The 15,925-nt window shown below is 40.1% G+C and carries 12 protein-coding genes; 6 read left to right on the top strand and 6 right to left on the bottom strand.

Annotated features, from left to right (window positions below):
* Positions 1-330 precede the first annotated feature (330 nt).
* Both psbV and FJR11_RS20365 read right to left on the bottom strand, forming a co-directional pair.
* Positions 331-822, bottom strand: coding sequence for a photosystem II cytochrome c-550 (psbV, locus tag FJR11_RS20370; protein ID WP_168507028.1), 492 nt, complete (start codon positions 820-822; stop codon positions 331-333).
* Between the two features lie 605 nt (positions 823-1,427).
* Entirely contained in the window at positions 1,428-1,859 is a 432-nt protein-coding gene (locus tag FJR11_RS20365; protein ID WP_168507026.1) for a hypothetical protein, read from the bottom strand.
* Between the two features lie 334 nt (positions 1,860-2,193).
* Here FJR11_RS20365 and FJR11_RS20360 point away from each other — a divergent pair, with 334 nt between their 5' ends.
* Entirely contained in the window at positions 2,194-3,036 is an 843-nt protein-coding gene (locus tag FJR11_RS20360; RefSeq protein WP_168507024.1) for a lysophospholipid acyltransferase family protein, read from the top strand.
* A gap of 173 nt (positions 3,037-3,209) precedes the next feature.
* Here the strand turns inward: FJR11_RS20360 and FJR11_RS20355 are convergent, their stop codons facing one another.
* The gene (locus FJR11_RS20355) at positions 3,210-3,641 is read right to left on the bottom strand and encodes a BON domain-containing protein (RefSeq protein WP_168507022.1); all 432 of its coding nucleotides are present in this window, start codon (positions 3,639-3,641) and stop codon (positions 3,210-3,212) included.
* A 557-nt stretch (positions 3,642-4,198) separates the two neighbouring features.
* Here FJR11_RS20355 and FJR11_RS20350 point away from each other — a divergent pair.
* Together FJR11_RS20350 and FJR11_RS20345 are read left to right on the top strand one after the other, a co-directional pair.
* Positions 4,199-5,650, top strand: coding sequence for a HAMP domain-containing sensor histidine kinase (locus FJR11_RS20350; RefSeq protein WP_168507020.1), 1,452 nt, complete (start codon positions 4,199-4,201; stop codon positions 5,648-5,650).
* 101 nt (positions 5,651-5,751) lie between these two features.
* Positions 5,752-9,588 (top strand): GAF domain-containing protein, encoded by a 3,837-nt coding sequence (locus tag FJR11_RS20345; protein ID WP_168507018.1) that lies wholly within the window; start codon positions 5,752-5,754, stop codon positions 9,586-9,588.
* Between the two features lie 297 nt (positions 9,589-9,885).
* Here FJR11_RS20345 and FJR11_RS20340 read toward each other — a convergent pair whose 3' ends face one another.
* On the bottom strand, positions 9,886-11,376 hold the full coding sequence (locus FJR11_RS20340) for a UDP-N-acetylmuramoyl-L-alanyl-D-glutamate--2,6-diaminopimelate ligase (protein WP_168507016.1): 1,491 nt from the start codon (positions 11,374-11,376) through the stop codon (positions 9,886-9,888).
* A gap of 36 nt (positions 11,377-11,412) precedes the next feature.
* Entirely contained in the window at positions 11,413-11,694 is a 282-nt protein-coding gene (locus FJR11_RS20335) for a glutaredoxin family protein (RefSeq protein WP_168507014.1), read from the bottom strand.
* Between the two features lie 759 nt (positions 11,695-12,453).
* On the opposite strand from FJR11_RS20335, the gene FJR11_RS20330 reads away from it, so the two are divergent.
* A complete protein-coding gene (locus FJR11_RS20330) occupies positions 12,454-12,660 on the top strand; it encodes a proteinase inhibitor I4 serpin (RefSeq protein WP_168507012.1) in 207 nt (68 codons plus the stop codon).
* A 6-nt stretch (positions 12,661-12,666) separates the two neighbouring features.
* On the opposite strand, the gene FJR11_RS20325 is transcribed toward FJR11_RS20330, so the two are convergent.
* A complete protein-coding gene (locus FJR11_RS20325; protein ID WP_168507010.1) occupies positions 12,667-13,827 on the bottom strand; it encodes an AI-2E family transporter in 1,161 nt (386 codons plus the stop codon).
* 91 nt (positions 13,828-13,918) lie between these two features.
* Here FJR11_RS20325 and FJR11_RS20320 point away from each other — a divergent pair, with 91 nt between their 5' ends.
* Both FJR11_RS20320 and FJR11_RS20315 read left to right on the top strand, forming a co-directional pair.
* Positions 13,919-14,299, top strand: a complete 381-nt coding sequence (locus tag FJR11_RS20320; protein WP_168507009.1) for a hypothetical protein — start codon at positions 13,919-13,921, stop codon at positions 14,297-14,299.
* 137 nt (positions 14,300-14,436) lie between these two features.
* Positions 14,437-15,855: an LCP family protein gene (locus FJR11_RS20315; RefSeq protein ID WP_168507008.1), complete on the top strand. Its 1,419-nt coding sequence runs from the start codon at positions 14,437-14,439 to the stop codon at positions 15,853-15,855.
* Positions 15,856-15,925 lie beyond the last annotated feature (70 nt).

Raw genomic sequence — 15,925 nt, 5'->3', positions numbered from 1 at the left:
TAAAACCCCTTCTATTCATTTAGATGGGGTTTTGTTTTTGATATTTTAGCCTTAAATTTTGATATGATACTGGTTTTTATTGCAGATTTTGTTTTTTATAGCTTATTAATATTATTCTTAATTGTTTAATTCTGTACAATTACCTATAAAAAGTAAGGGTAGAATTACCTTGCCCTTACTCTATATTATACGCCTTATGTGAGTTAACAAATCTTGTTGTTATCAAGGTTTCTAGCATTACCCAAAACGATGATTTTAGAATTATCAACGGAATCAACACCTAGTTCACATAAGACGTATTATTGGTTATTTGACCATACTTGGGTAAGTTTAGTAATAAATCTTACCGCCACCCCACTTAGTGCCGACAACTTTTGGTTGTAATAGAATATGTCCAGAGATGGATACCAAGTCCTCATCGGTCAGATTTCGCATTGCTGGGAAAATATCCGCACTTTTGATGCTGGGGTGGAATTCAGAAATCTCGGTTTCACCATCATAGGTAGTGGGATTTTTCATATAGTCCACCAAACCTTCAATATTATTGCGGTTGGGTGTAGCTAGTGCCAAAGCTTCTGGTTCAAGTCCCACGTTTTGGTTAGTCTTAGTAACACCACCAGCATGGCATTGAGCGCAAGCGTAATTGAATAATCGTTTGCCTTCTTTGACTTGTTTTAAGCTCAGTACAACGGTATCACCTTGGGCATTTAATGGCACTGTTCGGATAGCTTCATCCAGTTCCACTGCTGTTGCACTACCGACAAGCATCTGAAATGTCAGCAAAATAGTAGCCACAACAACGCCAATTAGTCTTTTAAACATATTTCCCCTTAAAGATTTTGATGCTCAACACAAGCTTTGATAGCGATGCTAAATCTCTATATTGTTCATTCTTGATGGGTGATTTGTCTTTGCTAATAGCCATTATTACTAATTGTTGTCAGCAAAATTTCGTGTATGCGTTACCAACAATAGTTGAGAAAAAATTACCTTCATACCTTCTCACTCCCAAGGGGTTTGATGATGTTTACAGGCAATTAAGAGTTGGTTACACAGAAGAAACACTCTTTCTACAGGATGACTGTAGTAGGCTGCTATCTCTGCGATTAATAGCTTTGGACAACCCATAACATTTGAGAACTTATAATAGAGATTGAGTCACTTTAATACCAATATCATGTTAGGAGTCCAATTTGTTGGCAAAAATAGGTTAGACTATCATAATCTCAGTCGAGTTAAGTATATTTTTTTTAAGTGCCTTTAGCAAAAATTTGGGCAGGTCTGTTATGGCTACTAATTTTCAAGGATACTAACTAGTTAAAAATCCGCAAAGTTAGCAAAAAACCATAGGTAGTTTTGACGGCTTTAGTAAGTAGCGCGTGAAAACCTAATTTCTGGCTAGCATAGAGGTGAAAAAGCTGAAATTGCTATTTTTGTTGTTGTGAAATGGAGAGAGTGTAGTTGTAATTTTTTCTCGACAATTCACCTACATAGACTGAGTATTTTCCTACAGTCCAGTAACCAGAAAGTTTTGGTTTACTCTTAATATCATCATCACTGAGTACACAAAAGCGGCCTCCTGGTCCGTCAATCAATAGCGTTGGCTGTCCTTGACTTTCTGCTGTTAACTGTAGATAAGGCAGTGACTCCATAACCTCAATGACTTGACTGGGTGTAGTGGAAATATACCCGCAATCAGTTTTTACTGATCCGCCAGAGATACCAGTTAAAATTATTGGGTCTATCTGAAGAGGATTTTTAATTTTAGTAATTGGGGGTTTGGCAAAACTAGCCTGGGTTAGCAATAAACTCATTGCTAACCCTAGGGGAACAAGTGTAAATGGCCTCAAAGTCTTCATTTTATTTCCATGACCCCAACTGTTTATACACAATTTCTTAATATACCAATCCTAAATAGCCTATATTCTTAGACGGGGGCAATCAGATTGTGTTCCTACTAAATGTCTTCAAAACTAAAACTATAATTGACTATGCTGAGAACCTGTGTAGTATGAGAGGATTCTTAGTTGAAGTCTGGGAAATCGTGGGGGGCTTACGTTAGGCTAGTTGATACCAAAACCTCAAAACTTTTTGGGTTTTTAGGTTTCAATTTCGGGGTTTTCAGCCTACTTTCTTACAAAACTGCAAAACGACGGATTGTTTCATCCGTGTAAATCCTGATAAAATTTCCTGATGTTCAAACTAAAACATCCTCAAAACACTAACACAGGGTGGTCTTTGGATCAACGAGATCCAAAGTTCATCGAGTCTATGATACCTATCTTAGGCTTGTTATATAACTGTTATTTTCGAGTCCAAACCAGTGGCTGGGAAAATGTCCCAGATGAAAAAATTCTCATTGTTGGTTCTCATAATGGCGGTCTTGCCTCTCCGGACACATCAATGATGTTATATGATTGGTTGCGTCGCTTTGGTGTAGAACGGCAAATTTATGGTTTAATGCACCCTAAAGTTTGGGATGTATTTCCTCCAGCGGCAGAAATGGCGATGAAGGCTGGTGCAGTGAGAGCGCATCCCAAAATGGCTTACACGGCTTTGCGGGCTGGTGCTAGTGTCTTAGTCTATCCTGGTGGTGCTGAGGATGTGTTTCGACCCCATGCGATGCGGGATAAAATTTACTTTGCCGAACGCAAGGGGTTTATCAAGTTGGCACTGCGGGAAAATGTACCGATTGTCCCGGCGATTTCCTGGGGATCACATGATACTTTGATTGTCCTGGCTGATATATATGAAATCATGGAGCAATTCCACAAAATGGGGATGCCTTGGCTATTTGGGGTTGACCCCCTGGTTTTTCCCATTTATCTGGGATTACCTTGGGGATTGGCCTTTGGACCTTGGCCTAATATTCCCTTACCCATATCTATTCACACTAGGGTTTGTCCCCCGATAGTGTTTGAACGCTATGGAAAAGAAGCCGCAAGCGATCGCACCTATGTTAACGAATGTTATGAGTTAGTCAGAAGGAAAATGCAGCAAGAGTTGGATACTTTAATTCAAGAAGCCAATCATTAATATCAGCCTGGTGATTAGAAACCACCAGGTATTTTTAATCTTGTAAAGATCACGACAACAGGACTTACTAACAAAAGTAAGTCCTGATAGATTTTCATCCTAAGTTATACCAAGTTAAAAAATGGATCATGAAAAAACCAATTCACAATCCCAAATGGTATAAAATCAAATAACTACGGTTTCTTAACAGTCTTCACCTTAGCTTCAACCTTGACAGTTTTCACACCGACTACTTCCTTGGTCAAAATTTCAGCTTGGGTGATTTCTTCCTTAGAAGTTGCTGTTCCTTTCAGGGTAATTTCACCATCTTTGTTGACTACTTCCAACTTATTTCCAGGTAAACCCTCTTTTAGCTTTTTGCTAACTTCGGTTTTTAAATTCGTTGCAGGTGTAGGAGTTCCTGTAGGTGTTGCAGTGGGAGTTACAGTGGGAGTTACAGTGGGAGTTGCAGTAATCGGTGTAACATCAGAAGCAGGTTTTGCTGGTACAGAGGGAGTTTCACCAGTAGTACCAGTAGTTTCTGAACCAGTTTTAGGTGCTTCTTGACAACCGACCATACCAGCTAATAAAACGCCACTAACTAGAAAAGAAATGAGTTTTTTCATGTTGATTTCCAAAATTGAATACTTGAAGTGATGGATTTTACTGTGAGTGATGCCGAGGAGCAAATCTTAGAAAAAGAATTAAATTGCTACACCCAAAATTCATAAACCAAACACCCAGATAACTGACAACATGACAACTTTCCAATAACTAAATTAAAACACTTTTGTTGAAAATAGCCAATGTAGTTGTATTCATAGCCATAGACTATTGACGGTTTGATTCTCACAGGTAGCTACTATCTCTATATTCTCTGTGATAGAGACTCAGCCGCATCTTTTCCTGGATTGGTAATTTGTAATTGGTAATTGAGAATTGGGTAATTTCCTTCTGACTTCTGACTGGTCACTGAGCGTTCGACTGAGTTCACGCCAAAGTCTTGTCGAAGTGCTGACTCCTATTTCCGCAAAATATCTGACCAAGAGAGGAAATTGCACCTTAATTGTTCGGTTATACTACTTTCTATCTTCACACCAATGACTATACTCTCGTAGATATAGCGTGCAATGTCTACTATAGCCACCGTTAGCTGCTCATAGCAATCAAGGGGTGAAAACCTGTGTACGAATGGATTTTACCAAGTCTCAAGGAAGTTTTATCTGGAAGTCAATCTCATATCGCTGAGTGTTCTACGGCTAAAGCAGAACAGCAATGGCGTGTTAGTCTAGCAGCTACGGAAAACCTGCTGTTGAAAACTTTAGCCACAACTTCATTTGATACTACTCAAGGTTTGGTATTAGCTGCACCTGCACCCTTATTTAGTCATCCAAAACTAACACAGCAGTTACAAACAGTAACTTTTACAGCCAGACCCTTTAACCCTTTGGCTTTGATGCCATTCATGATGCCATCAGAAATGGCGCAGAATATTAATAATATAGAAAGTATAGCCGAAATTAATCACCATCATCCCACTTTTCAAGAATCTATCTTACCTTTATTACCGGCTGATCCTCTGGGTTCGGAACAGTTTTGTTTAGTATTTACAGATAAATTTAGATTAGTTCTGGTTTTGGCAGAACATCAAAATGGTAAAAAAGAGTTTTTATTTTCCTTTGAACCAGAAGTAGTACAAAAAGCTTGGCAATCTTTAGGTGCTAGGGTAGTTTTAACTAATCCAGAATTGTTTGCTGATTTAGACATTAAGGTGCAAAACTATCCTTTAGTTGCACCAGACTATCACACTATAATTCAATTTAGTCAGTTATTACTGCAAGAATTAACAGTTACAGAAAATAATCCAGTTACACATACTGCATCATATTGTCATTCACCAACTCCACCGCCAAAATCTCCATCTCGTTCTGATGTGGAATTACTCCAAGCCTTTGCCCATGAAGTCCGCACTCCGTTGACAACAATTCGGATGATGACACGGTTACTATTAAAACGCCAGGATTTACCTGTGAATGTTATCAGTCGTTTAGAAGTTATTGATCATGAATGTACTGAGCAAATCGACCGGATGGAGTTATTATTTAAAGCAGCAGAATTAGAAAATTTATCACAACCTTCAAAATTTGCTAATTCCCAACTGACACCAATGTGTTTAGATCAAGTTTTACAGCAAAGTATTCCCCGTTGGCAACAAGCAGCAAATCGCCGTAATTTAACTTTAAATGTGGTTTTACCCAAGCAATTGCCCACAGTGGTTAGTAATCCAGCGATGCTAGACCGGGTACTCACCGGCTTAATAGAGAATTTTACCCGCAGTTTACCTCCTGGTAGTAGTATTCAAGTGCAAGTCATTCCTGCTGGTGATCAACTAAAATTGCAATTATCTCCTCAGTTTGATTGTCAAGATAAAGGCTATACGACAACACCACCAATTCGTAAATCTTTAGGTCAATTATTAATGTTTCAGCCGGAAACAGGAGCAATTAGTTTAAATATGGCGGCAACTAAGCATTTATTTCAAGCAATTGGTGGAAAATTGATTGTGCGTCAACGTCCTCAAAATGGGGAAGTATTGACTATTTTCTTACCTTTGGAAGTTAGTCACCAAGTCTAAATTTATCTGTAACAAGTGATCCATATTTTGTGGTAATCTTTATCAAAGCATTATAATATAATAAAAGCACAAGAGTAATTACATAGAATAATTATACTTAAATGTTAACACCTATCAATGCTATTAGTGAAGCGGAATTAAAATTAGCTATCGTTCGTAACCCGCTAATAGTGCAATCGGATACAACTGTTACAGAAGCGATCACCCTCATGAGTGGGATAAGACGAGTTTGTTCAGTTGCCGAAACCACTGATAATCAACAGGATAAATTACAAATAGAGGCGCGTTCTAGTTGTGTCCTGGTGGTAGAAAATAATCAACCTGTGGGGATTTTTACAGAAAGGGATGTAGTCCGAATCAGCGCACAGAAACGAAATTTGGCAAATTTAGCCATCGGTGATGTCATGAATCATCCTGTCGTCACCTTGCGCGAGTCACAGTTTCATGACCTGTTTTTTGCCATTAATCTGCTTCAACATCACCACATTCGCCATCTACCAGTGGTTGATGACCAAAATCAACTGGTGGGAATGCTGACTCATGAAAGTTTGCGGCAAACATCACGGCCTACGGACTTGTTACGATTGCGGTTGGTAAATGAAGTGATGACGACCAAGGTAATTTGTGCGGTTGCGGATGTTTCCGTATTAGCGATCGCTCGCTTAATGGCAGAAAATCGCATTAGTTCCGTGATGATTGTGCAAACACAGGCATCTTTAACAATTCCCATTGGCGTTTTAACTGAGCGTGATATTGTCCAGTTTCAGGCTCTAGACCTAAATTTTGATACCTATACAGCAGCAGATGTGATGAGTACCCCTGTTTTCTGCGTCAATGCTGATGAATCTCTGTGGGCTGTGCAGCAGATCATGGAACAGCGATTGATTCAGCGTTTAGCAGTAACAGGACAGCAAGGGGAATTGTTGGGCATTGTTACCCAAACCAGTATTTTACAAGTTATCAACCCCTTAGAATTATATAAATTAACAGCAATATTAGAAAAAAAAGTATCGCAACTAGAAACAGAGAAAATACAATTATTAGAAAATCGCAATGTTGAACTAGGACAGCAAGTAGAAGAGCGCACCATTACACTCAGAAAAAAAGTAGAGCATGAGCAGTTAATTACTAAAATTAGTGATCAAATTCGCTCATCTTTAGATGTAGAAGAAATTCTCAATACCACAGTTGCAAAAATTAGATCGCTGTTGCAATGCGATCGCGTAATTATTTACCAGTTCCGTCCTGACTTTAGTGGTAAAGTGATTGCCGAATCTATTCTTGCCGGTGGAATTTCCGTTCTCCATACCGAACCCCATGATCCTTGTATTACTCCTGAATACCTAGAATCTTATCTTCAAGGGAAAATTCGGGTAATTAATGACATTCACTTGGAATCCATGACTCAATGCCATCAGGAGATGCTGATCGGGTTTGATATTCGATCTAAACTGATGATTCCCATTATTGTGGAAAATAAAATTTGGGGGTTGATGTTAACCAGTTACCGCGATATTCCTCACCATTGGGAAGTTGAGGAAATCCAACTGGTGCAACAACTATCAATTCAAGTGGCAATTGCTATTAAACAGGCAAAGACTTACCAACAGGTACAAATTGAACTCACACAAAAACAACAGGCAGAATCAGCCCTCTATCAACTTAACCAAGAACTAGAAACCAGAGTCCAACAACGGACAGCCGAACTGTTTAACCTCTCCAATCGTCTAGAATTAGCAGTCAAATCTGCGGAAATTGGCATCTGGGACTGGGATCTAGTCAATGATCGCTTGATTTGGGATAACATAATGTATAAAATCTATGGAGTCAAAGCCTCAGAATTTTCAGGTACGGTGGACGCATGGGAAAGGGGCTTACATCCAGCGGATGCAGTACATACCCGTGAGTGGATATGGCAAGCGATTAGGGGTGAAAGAGACTGTGATCCTGAATTTAGAATAGTCTTGCCGGATGGTAAAGTCCGGATTATCCAAGCTTACGCTATTGTCCAGCGCAATTCCCAAGGGGAAGGACAACGGATGATTGGGGTGAATATTGATGTTACAGAACGCAAACAAGCAGAACAAAAAATTAAGCAGCAAGTAGAAAGAGAACATTTACTGCGCGAGACTACCCAACGCATTCGTCAATCCCTGGATTTAGTTATTATTTTTAATACCGCTGCTGAAGAAATCCGGCAATTAATCAATGTAGATCGGGTAGGAATTTTTAAATTCGATCCTGACAGTAATTATCATGATGGTGAATTTGTTTCAGAAGCTGTAGTTGGTGGTTTTAAATCTGCTCTAGAAACTAAAATTCATGACCACTGCTTTGGTGAACAATATACTCCCTACTATCAACAAGGGAGAATCCAAGTAGTAGATGATATTGACAATGCCGGACTCACAGATTGTCATCGTGATATTTTGGCACAATTTCAGATTCGCGCTAATTTAATTGTGCCATTACTACAGGGAGAAAATTTATGGGGTTTGTTGTGTATTCATCAATGTTCTGCACCCCGTCATTGGCAAGATTTTGAAGTTGAACTTGTCCAACAATTAGCTGAACAATTAGCGATCGCTATTCAACAAGCGCATTTATATGAGCAAGTACAATCAGAACTAATTATTAGAAATCAAGCTGAACAAGCTACTTTACTGCAACTACAACGGCAAAAAATCATTCAGCAAATCACCGAAGAAATTCGCTCAACCTTAGACTTAAATCAGATTCTCGCTACTGTCAGCCAAAAAGTCCAAGAATTAATGCAGGCTGATCGGGTGATTATCTACCGTCTGTTTGATGATGGTAAAAGTAAAATTGTCGAAGAAGTCGTTACTAGCGGTTATGTGGCTTTGAAAGATCGTCATTGGGACGATGAAACATGGCCACAGGACATTTTAGAATGCTACTGGCAAGGTCAACCCCGGATTGTTCCTGATGTGATGAACGATATCTGGAAAGATTGCCTAGTAGAATATTCCTTAGAAGGACAAATTCAGTCGAAAATTGTCGCTCCCATATTGCACGACATCGCAGATAATGAAACTGGCCGCTGGGTAAATAATCCTCATAATAAACTCTGGGGTATTTTAGTTGTTCATGCTTGTAGTACAAAACGCATCTGGGAAGAATCCGAAGCAGAAGTTTTGCAACAAATAGCCAACCAATTAGCGATCGCTATTCAACAAGCGCACTTATTTGAGCAACTACAAAAATCTTTAATTCAAGAAAAAGAAGTCAGTCAAATGCGATCGCGCTTCATTAGTATGGCATCCCATGAGTTTCGCACACCTTTAGCCATTATTTCCTCATCTACAGGGATTTTACAAAATTTTATTGATCGCCTCAATTCAGAAAGAATACAAGGACACCTAGAGGTTGTTCAAAAAACCATTAAGCATATAGTCCAACTTCTGGATGATGTTCTCATGATCAACCGCGCTGAAGCCGAGAAAATGGAATTGAAACCAGAATCACTAGATATAATTGGCTTTTGTCGTCATCTCAAAAACGAAATAGAAGCTACTAGCAGCAAACATACAATAGAATTTTCTGTGAATACCAGCGAGCCACCATTAAATGATATTTTAATTGTGCAGTTTGACCCAAAACTGATTCGCCAAATTCTCACAAATCTCCTCAGTAATGCTATTAAATATTCTCCTGAAAATAGTTCAGTTGATTTCAGATTGAATATCGAAAATGACCAAATAATCTTTAAAATTAAAGATTCTGGTATTGGTATTCCTGAAAAAGATCAAATTAATTTATTTGGATCATTTTATAGAGCTTCTAACGTTGGTAGTATTTCTGGTACAGGGTTGGGTTTAGCTATAGTCAAAAAATGTGTTGATCAACATCAAGGTGAAATTACATTAGATAGCGAAGTACAGAAGGGAACAACATTTACAGTTAGGATTCCTTTTTAAGGAGTCAGGAGAAGGAGTTAGAGGTTGTTTGATAGCAAAGCGTGGCGTTAGCCATAAAGTATTATATGAAACCCATAATCTCCAAAAACCTAACCCCCCTTCCCTACCTCTCCCTAACCCTCTCCTACAAGGAGAGGGAAGCGGAAAAACTTTTGTTGCTGGAATGGGGGTTTTAAAGCCTCTCCCCTGGTAGGGGAGAGGTTTGGAGAGGGGTCTGTTGACACATTAAAAACTTTTAAAACATCCTCTTAGGAGAAGGGAGAGTGGGGTTGTCCCACCCTGACAAAATTAATGATTCTAATTTTGGCTATTTATTCTTTGCTGTAAAGCTTCTCGTGCTTGTTCTCTGTCGTCAAAGTGGATTTTTTCAGTACCGAGAATTTGATAATCTTCGTGACCTTTACCAGCTAATAATACACCGTCTCCAGGTTGAGCTTGCAAAATAGCAGTCCGAATTGCCGTAGCGCGATCGCTGATCACCATTGGTTGTACCATATGCGAAATACCTGCCAGCACATCCTGTAATATCTTTTCTGGGTTTTCTGTGCGAGGATTGTCTGATGTTACTACAGCTACATCTGCAAGTTCCGCCGCTATTTTCCCCATTTTCGGGCGTTTAGTGCGATCACGATCACCTCCACAGCCAAATACACAAATCATTTTACCAGGAATAAATGGCCGAGCAGCCTTCAGCAAATTCTCCAAACTATCAGGAGTATGGGCATAATCCACAATCACGCTAATATCTTGCTGTGGGTTAATTTGCACCCGTTCCATGCGTCCAGGAACACCGGGAAAGGTAGGAATAGCATTTGCCACCAATTGTAAATCTAACCCCAAATGGACAACAGCCCCCACCGCAGCTAAAAGATTTTCTAGGTTATATTGACCAACTAAAGGCGAACTAAAATCTACATTTCCTTTGGGAGTATGTAAAATTCCACTCACACCATTAGGTTGATAATTTAAATCACTCATCCAAAAATCAGCAGTATGATCGTTAACGCTATAACTCCAAATCTGTTCCTGATTTAAAGACGCAATTATCCGTTTACCATAAGCATCATCAGCGTTAATAATTGCCCGTCCGTGGAGATAATTGGGACTAAATAACAACGCTTTCGCTGCAAAATAGTCCTCCATATCTTTGTGATAGTCCAAATGATCTTGAGTGAGATTGGTAAATACTCCCACTTCAAAAGCGCAACTCAACACCCTACCTTGATCTAAAGCATGAGAACTAACTTCCATTACCCCAGTTTCACAACCAGCATTCATGGCTTTAGCTAATTGCTGCTGTAAATCCACAGCGAAAGGCGTAGTATTAACAGCAGTTTCTTCAAAACCAGGCCAGCGGGTGTAAAGTGTGCCGATTAAAGCGGTCGGTAAATTAGCGTGAGTTAGGAAATATTCAATCAGGTGAGTGGTGGTAGTTTTACCATTTGTCCCCGTCACACCCACCATTTTCAGTTTTTGTCCAGGAAAACCATAAAAAGTGGCGGCTATTTGAGCGCAGGCTGTGGTCATATTATCAGCACTAATGACCACAGAATTTGGTGTAGGCGGATTTTTTTGAATTGCTTCCGAGGAAATAATCGCCGCTACAGCACCAGCAGCCAAAGCACTCGACCAAAACTCCCCCCCATCTACTCTAGTTCCTGGCATTCCTATAAACAAATCTCCCACAGTACAGGCATGGGAATTAGTTTTAAGTCCTTGAATATCAATATCTGGTATATTTACAGACTCAATCCCATCTACAGTCGCTAATAATTCCCGCAATTTCATCTAGTGAACCTCGCCACAAGCTTGTCTTGCGCTTATTTAAGCATTATTTTTTATATATTGGGAGAGATAATCACCTAATATTTTTTCCAGACGTTCCACACTCAAACGAGGAGAAGGACGGGGTATAGGTTTTTCTCCACCGTCGCTAGTGAGTAAGTGCAGTACAGGAATTTCATATTGATATGCTGCAAACCAATCTTCACGGGTAGTAATATCCCGAATTTCTAACTCAAAACTGAGATTTTTGATTTGTGCTAGTTTTTCCTGCAACCCTTCACAAAGATGACAACCGGGTTTGCTGTAGAGAATTAATTGCATGGGTTGATATTTAATAAAATTGAACCGTGACTTTTTTCATATTTTTATAGCAGATGTCAGATAAGAATTGAGATTCAGCTATGATAAAACTCTGACACACAAAGACTTTCAACTCTATTCCCCCATTGTCTACTATAGTCGTTACCAAAATTGTAACCGTCTCAGATTTATCAATCTGGACATGAGATAGTGAACAATTAGCACATTATCAACGTCTGACTAGATAGACACCCGAAAATCAAAAAGCGACTGAGGTAAAGTCAGTAACCCAGCCCTAAAGGGACTGAGCTTGCAAGAGTAATCAAACAAGCTGTACTGACCAGACCACCCTGAGCTTAGTCTCATGGTAGCCGTTATTTGAGTCACGACACCTGGGAATGCGTAGCCCCTTCGGGGTTCAGCAGTCGCTCATGGGGGAAACCCCCAAGACCGCGCTGCTTCACTAGTTCCCCGCTCTGTCGCTTGTGATTAAACAGTTCTAAGGTCACTGGAACAGTGTTGCAAGCCTAACAAGCTCTAATAACTGGTCTAAGCTAACATTACCCCAGAAATGGGAGGCTCTTTGGAGCAAAACATTATGCGTACAGAGTTGGGAATTTTGAATCGGTAATTGTCCCGTTGAAAGTACATCACAAGAGTACCCCGAATTTTCCAACTCCAAGGCGGTAATGAAAAAATATTCAAGGCGGTTTTAACCGCTCGTGTCGCTTTCCTCTCAGCACGCTTTGTGGCTGAGTTTCCCACTTACCGGGTATTCTTATGAATTCTGTAAAAATTAATTTTCTACAACGACGTTACGGAGTAAGTTTAGGAAGACGTTATGTTTTAGCCGCTGCTAGTGTCATGCTACTAAGTGTAGTTGGTTGTTCCTCCGTAGACAATAGCAAGAATGTCTTCACTAAATCTTATCTACCTATTGCAGAACCAAGCTTTTCACCGGAAAAAAATCCGTTTTCAGATCAATAAGTTGGTTTAAGAAACACTCAAAGAATTATTCGCTTCTATTTTTGAAGATTCTTCTGGTGTCATGGGTGCAGCTATCTCATCCGGAGAAGAGTCTTCTGTGTCAAGACTAAGGACTGGAGGACGAATGGCGCTGATTACGCTTTTAATGACAACAGCGCAGGGGACAGCCACAATTACCCCTAAAAGTCCGCCAATTCTCGCTCCAGTTAAGACAGAAATTAAAATCCAAACGGGATTTAAACCGGTAAAACTGCCTAAAATCCGGGGTGCAATCAGATTTTCGAGGATTTGCTGCACAATTACCGCTGCTATTAATACCCTCACCCCCATAGAAACATCTTGGAGTGAAACTAAAGAAGTTGTCAGGGCAATACCGACAGAACCACCAAAGGGGATAAGTGCCATGACTCCAATAGTTAACCCAAATAATAAGCCAAAAGGAACTTTCAGCCACAAAAAGGTAGGAATCAGGGCAGAAGCCATGCAGGTTGATAAAATTAATTGGGTAATAAAAAAGTTTTGAAAGCTCAAACGGACTGTTTTGGAAAAAGGAGCGCGAAATTTAGAAGGTAGCCATTCTACTAAACTTTGCCACAGTTCACCGCCATGCTGTAATAAATAAAACGTTAATACCATTGTCAGCAGGAAATCCAGTAAACTGGTGACGGTGACTACAGCCAAATTTAATACCTGTCCGGCTATACCCTGTAATTGTCCCTTGACACGATCATTAATTTGTGAAGCTAAAGCATCTAAGTTGATGGGTAAACCCGCGCTTTCTGCTTTTTCGTTGAGTATCATTAATTGAGAACGGCCTGAGTCAATTAACTCTGGTAAACGAGCCACCAATTGTTGGGCTTGAGTCAGAGCTAGGGGAAACAGGGTGACACCTAGAGCTAAGAGAATGGATAATGCTAACAAAAATACTAAAATAGCCACTTGTTCCCGTCTAGCTCCGTGGGATTCCATCCAACTCACAGGATAATTGAGTAGAAATGCCAGTACAGAAGCTCCGACTAAAATCACGATCAGGGAATGAAAATAATTGAAAATTGCCGCAATAGCCCAACCATTGAGAACTAATAGAGGCGCAAATAGGGCGATCGCTAAAAATCTAGCTATGGGTGTCAGTGTTTGCCACCAATTGAGTAGCTTACGTGTCTGCATTTTTAGATAATTACACTATAGAACTAACTTGATTTCTTCTTTACAGACTATTATCTCTAACTTCTTGACTGTTATTCACCATCTCTAGTTTATGATCACATCAACCACTATGAATAACCTGCCACCGAAAGATCCAGATAGCTCAAAAACACAACTTATTTTACATTTGATTCCCATTGTTGGCTTTTTTCCCTCGCTGTGGACTCTCTACCAGCGTCAGGGTAGCCGGGAACAACTAGCTGTAAGCCGTTTGTCTATTACCTTGTCTTTTTTATGGATGTTAGGTTATTTATTGTTAACGACAGGGGCGGCTGCGGATTTTTTGACGTTGCGCCTATTAATTCTCAATAGTTTCCTGACTTCTGGTTACTTTTTGGTGAGTGTTTGGTTAATTTTTCGGGTGATTCAAGGCAAATCTTCGCGTTTACCAGGATTTAGCAATTTGGCGGAGCGAGTGTTGGATCAAAAATAAATTTGGTTCAAGATTATTATATTGAGAAGTTGCCTATAGCAAACTTGATTAAGAGTTGGTTATTATAGTCTGATTTGTTTTAGATGTATTGAGTCGGCAAATTTAATTTATTTAAAATCGTAGGTGAGAGGAAGTCTGTGACTAGTCAAAAAACAACAGCATCACAACAAAAATCCGCAAAAGCTAAATATAAGGGTAAAAGTTCTCGCCCCTCAAAATCGGGACGGTGGTTATGGTTTGCCGTGGGTATGGGGGGAATTGCCATAGTCTCAGGACTTGCGGGGGCATTGTTAGCGGTTTCTTGGGAAAGTACGCCTTTGCAACAGGCTCAACTCAGTCCCCAGGAAGAGGCGGTATTTGATGGCGATCGCATTTCTGGAAATGGGTTACAATTTTCCCAACTCACTCGCCCTGTTAATATCCTGTTAATGGGCATGAGTGTCCTGCCTCCAGATGTAGAAAACCCCCCATCTGATAGTAAAAGTTTGGGTTATCTACCCCAAATTAACTCTTTTGACGGTCTTGCTGATGTCATGCTGTTGATCAAATTTGATCCAGAGACACAAAAAATAGTCATGCTTTCTGTTCCCAGAGATACCCGCACAGAAATTGAAGGGCATGGAACGAAAAAAATTAATGCTGCCAATGTGAGTGGCGGTCCAGCCTTAACTGCAAAAACAGTTAGTAATCTTTTAGGTGGAGTAGGGATTGATCGCTATATCCGCATTAACGTTTTAGGAGTGAGTAAGTTAATTGAGGCTTTGGGAGGCGTAAATGTCTATGTCCCCAAAGATATGAAATATCGGGATGAGTCCCAGCATTTATATATTAATTTAAAAGCGGGTCAACAACATCTTAGTGGTGAACAGGCTTTGCAATTACTCCGCTATCGTCATGATGAATTAGGAGATATTGGTCGGATTCAGCGCCAGCAAATGGTCTTGCGGGCTTTAATTGAACAAACTCTGAACCCAACAACTATCACACGAGTCCCAGACATTCTTAATGTGGTCAAAGAAAATATTGATACCAACTTATCTGTTGAAGAATTAGTAGCCTTAGTTGGTTTCGGCTCAAAAACCAATCGCTCAAATATGCAGATGTTAATGTTACCTGGACGCTTTAGCGAAAAGGGCGAGTTTGATGCCAGCTACTGGATACCACAGGGACGGACTATAGCCAAATTAATGACGCAGCACTTTGGTGTAGAATCCAAAATAGAAGACACACAGTCCACTGATTCTAGTCATCTGCGGATAGCTATTCAAGATAGTACAGGCATCAATCGCTCTCAATTGCGCCCCTTAATTAAAACATTGGAAAAAGCTGGATACACTAATATCTTTGTTTCTAAACCCTGGGGACAACCCTTAGATGTGACTCACATTGTGGCACAACAAGGAGATGGCGATAGCGCCGAATCAGTCCGTAGTCTGCTGGGATTTGGGGAAGTGCGGGTAGAAAGCACAGGTAATATTGGTTCAGATATTACTATCCAAGTGGGTAAGGATTGGTTTGAAAATCAGGCTGTTTTCCAAAACTCCAGTAATCCGTAGGGGGTAAGGGTGTAGGGGTGTAGGGGTGTAGGGGTGTAGGGGGTAAAAAAAGGAAACGTGAACAAACGTA

Source organism: Anabaena sp. UHCC 0187, from assembly GCF_009712035.1.
Classification (GTDB): Bacteria; Cyanobacteriota; Cyanobacteriia; order Cyanobacteriales; family Nostocaceae; genus Dolichospermum.
The sequence above is the reverse complement of the archived record's forward strand: the minus strand, read 5'-3'. Positions and strand labels throughout refer to the sequence as shown.

Excerpts from the sequence above, each read along its gene's own strand:
- psbV (WP_168507028.1), bottom strand. The coding sequence starts at position 822 with ATGTTTAAAAGACTAATTGGCGTTGTTGTGGCTACTATTTTGCTGACA.
- FJR11_RS20365 (WP_168507026.1), bottom strand. The coding sequence starts at position 1,859 with ATGAAGACTTTGAGGCCATTTACACTTGTTCCCCTAGGGTTAGCAATG.
- FJR11_RS20360 (WP_168507024.1), top strand. The coding sequence starts at position 2,194 with ATGTTCAAACTAAAACATCCTCAAAACACTAACACAGGGTGGTCTTTG.
- FJR11_RS20355 (WP_168507022.1), bottom strand. The coding sequence starts at position 3,641 with ATGAAAAAACTCATTTCTTTTCTAGTTAGTGGCGTTTTATTAGCTGGT.
- FJR11_RS20345 (WP_168507018.1), top strand. The coding sequence starts at position 5,752 with ATGTTAACACCTATCAATGCTATTAGTGAAGCGGAATTAAAATTAGCT.
- FJR11_RS20340 (WP_168507016.1), bottom strand. The coding sequence starts at position 11,376 with ATGAAATTGCGGGAATTATTAGCGACTGTAGATGGGATTGAGTCTGTA.
- FJR11_RS20335 (WP_168507014.1), bottom strand. The coding sequence starts at position 11,694 with ATGCAATTAATTCTCTACAGCAAACCCGGTTGTCATCTTTGTGAAGGG.
- FJR11_RS20330 (WP_168507012.1), top strand. The coding sequence starts at position 12,454 with ATGAATTCTGTAAAAATTAATTTTCTACAACGACGTTACGGAGTAAGT.
- FJR11_RS20325 (WP_168507010.1), bottom strand. The coding sequence starts at position 13,827 with ATGCAGACACGTAAGCTACTCAATTGGTGGCAAACACTGACACCCATA.
- FJR11_RS20320 (WP_168507009.1), top strand. The coding sequence starts at position 13,919 with ATGATCACATCAACCACTATGAATAACCTGCCACCGAAAGATCCAGAT.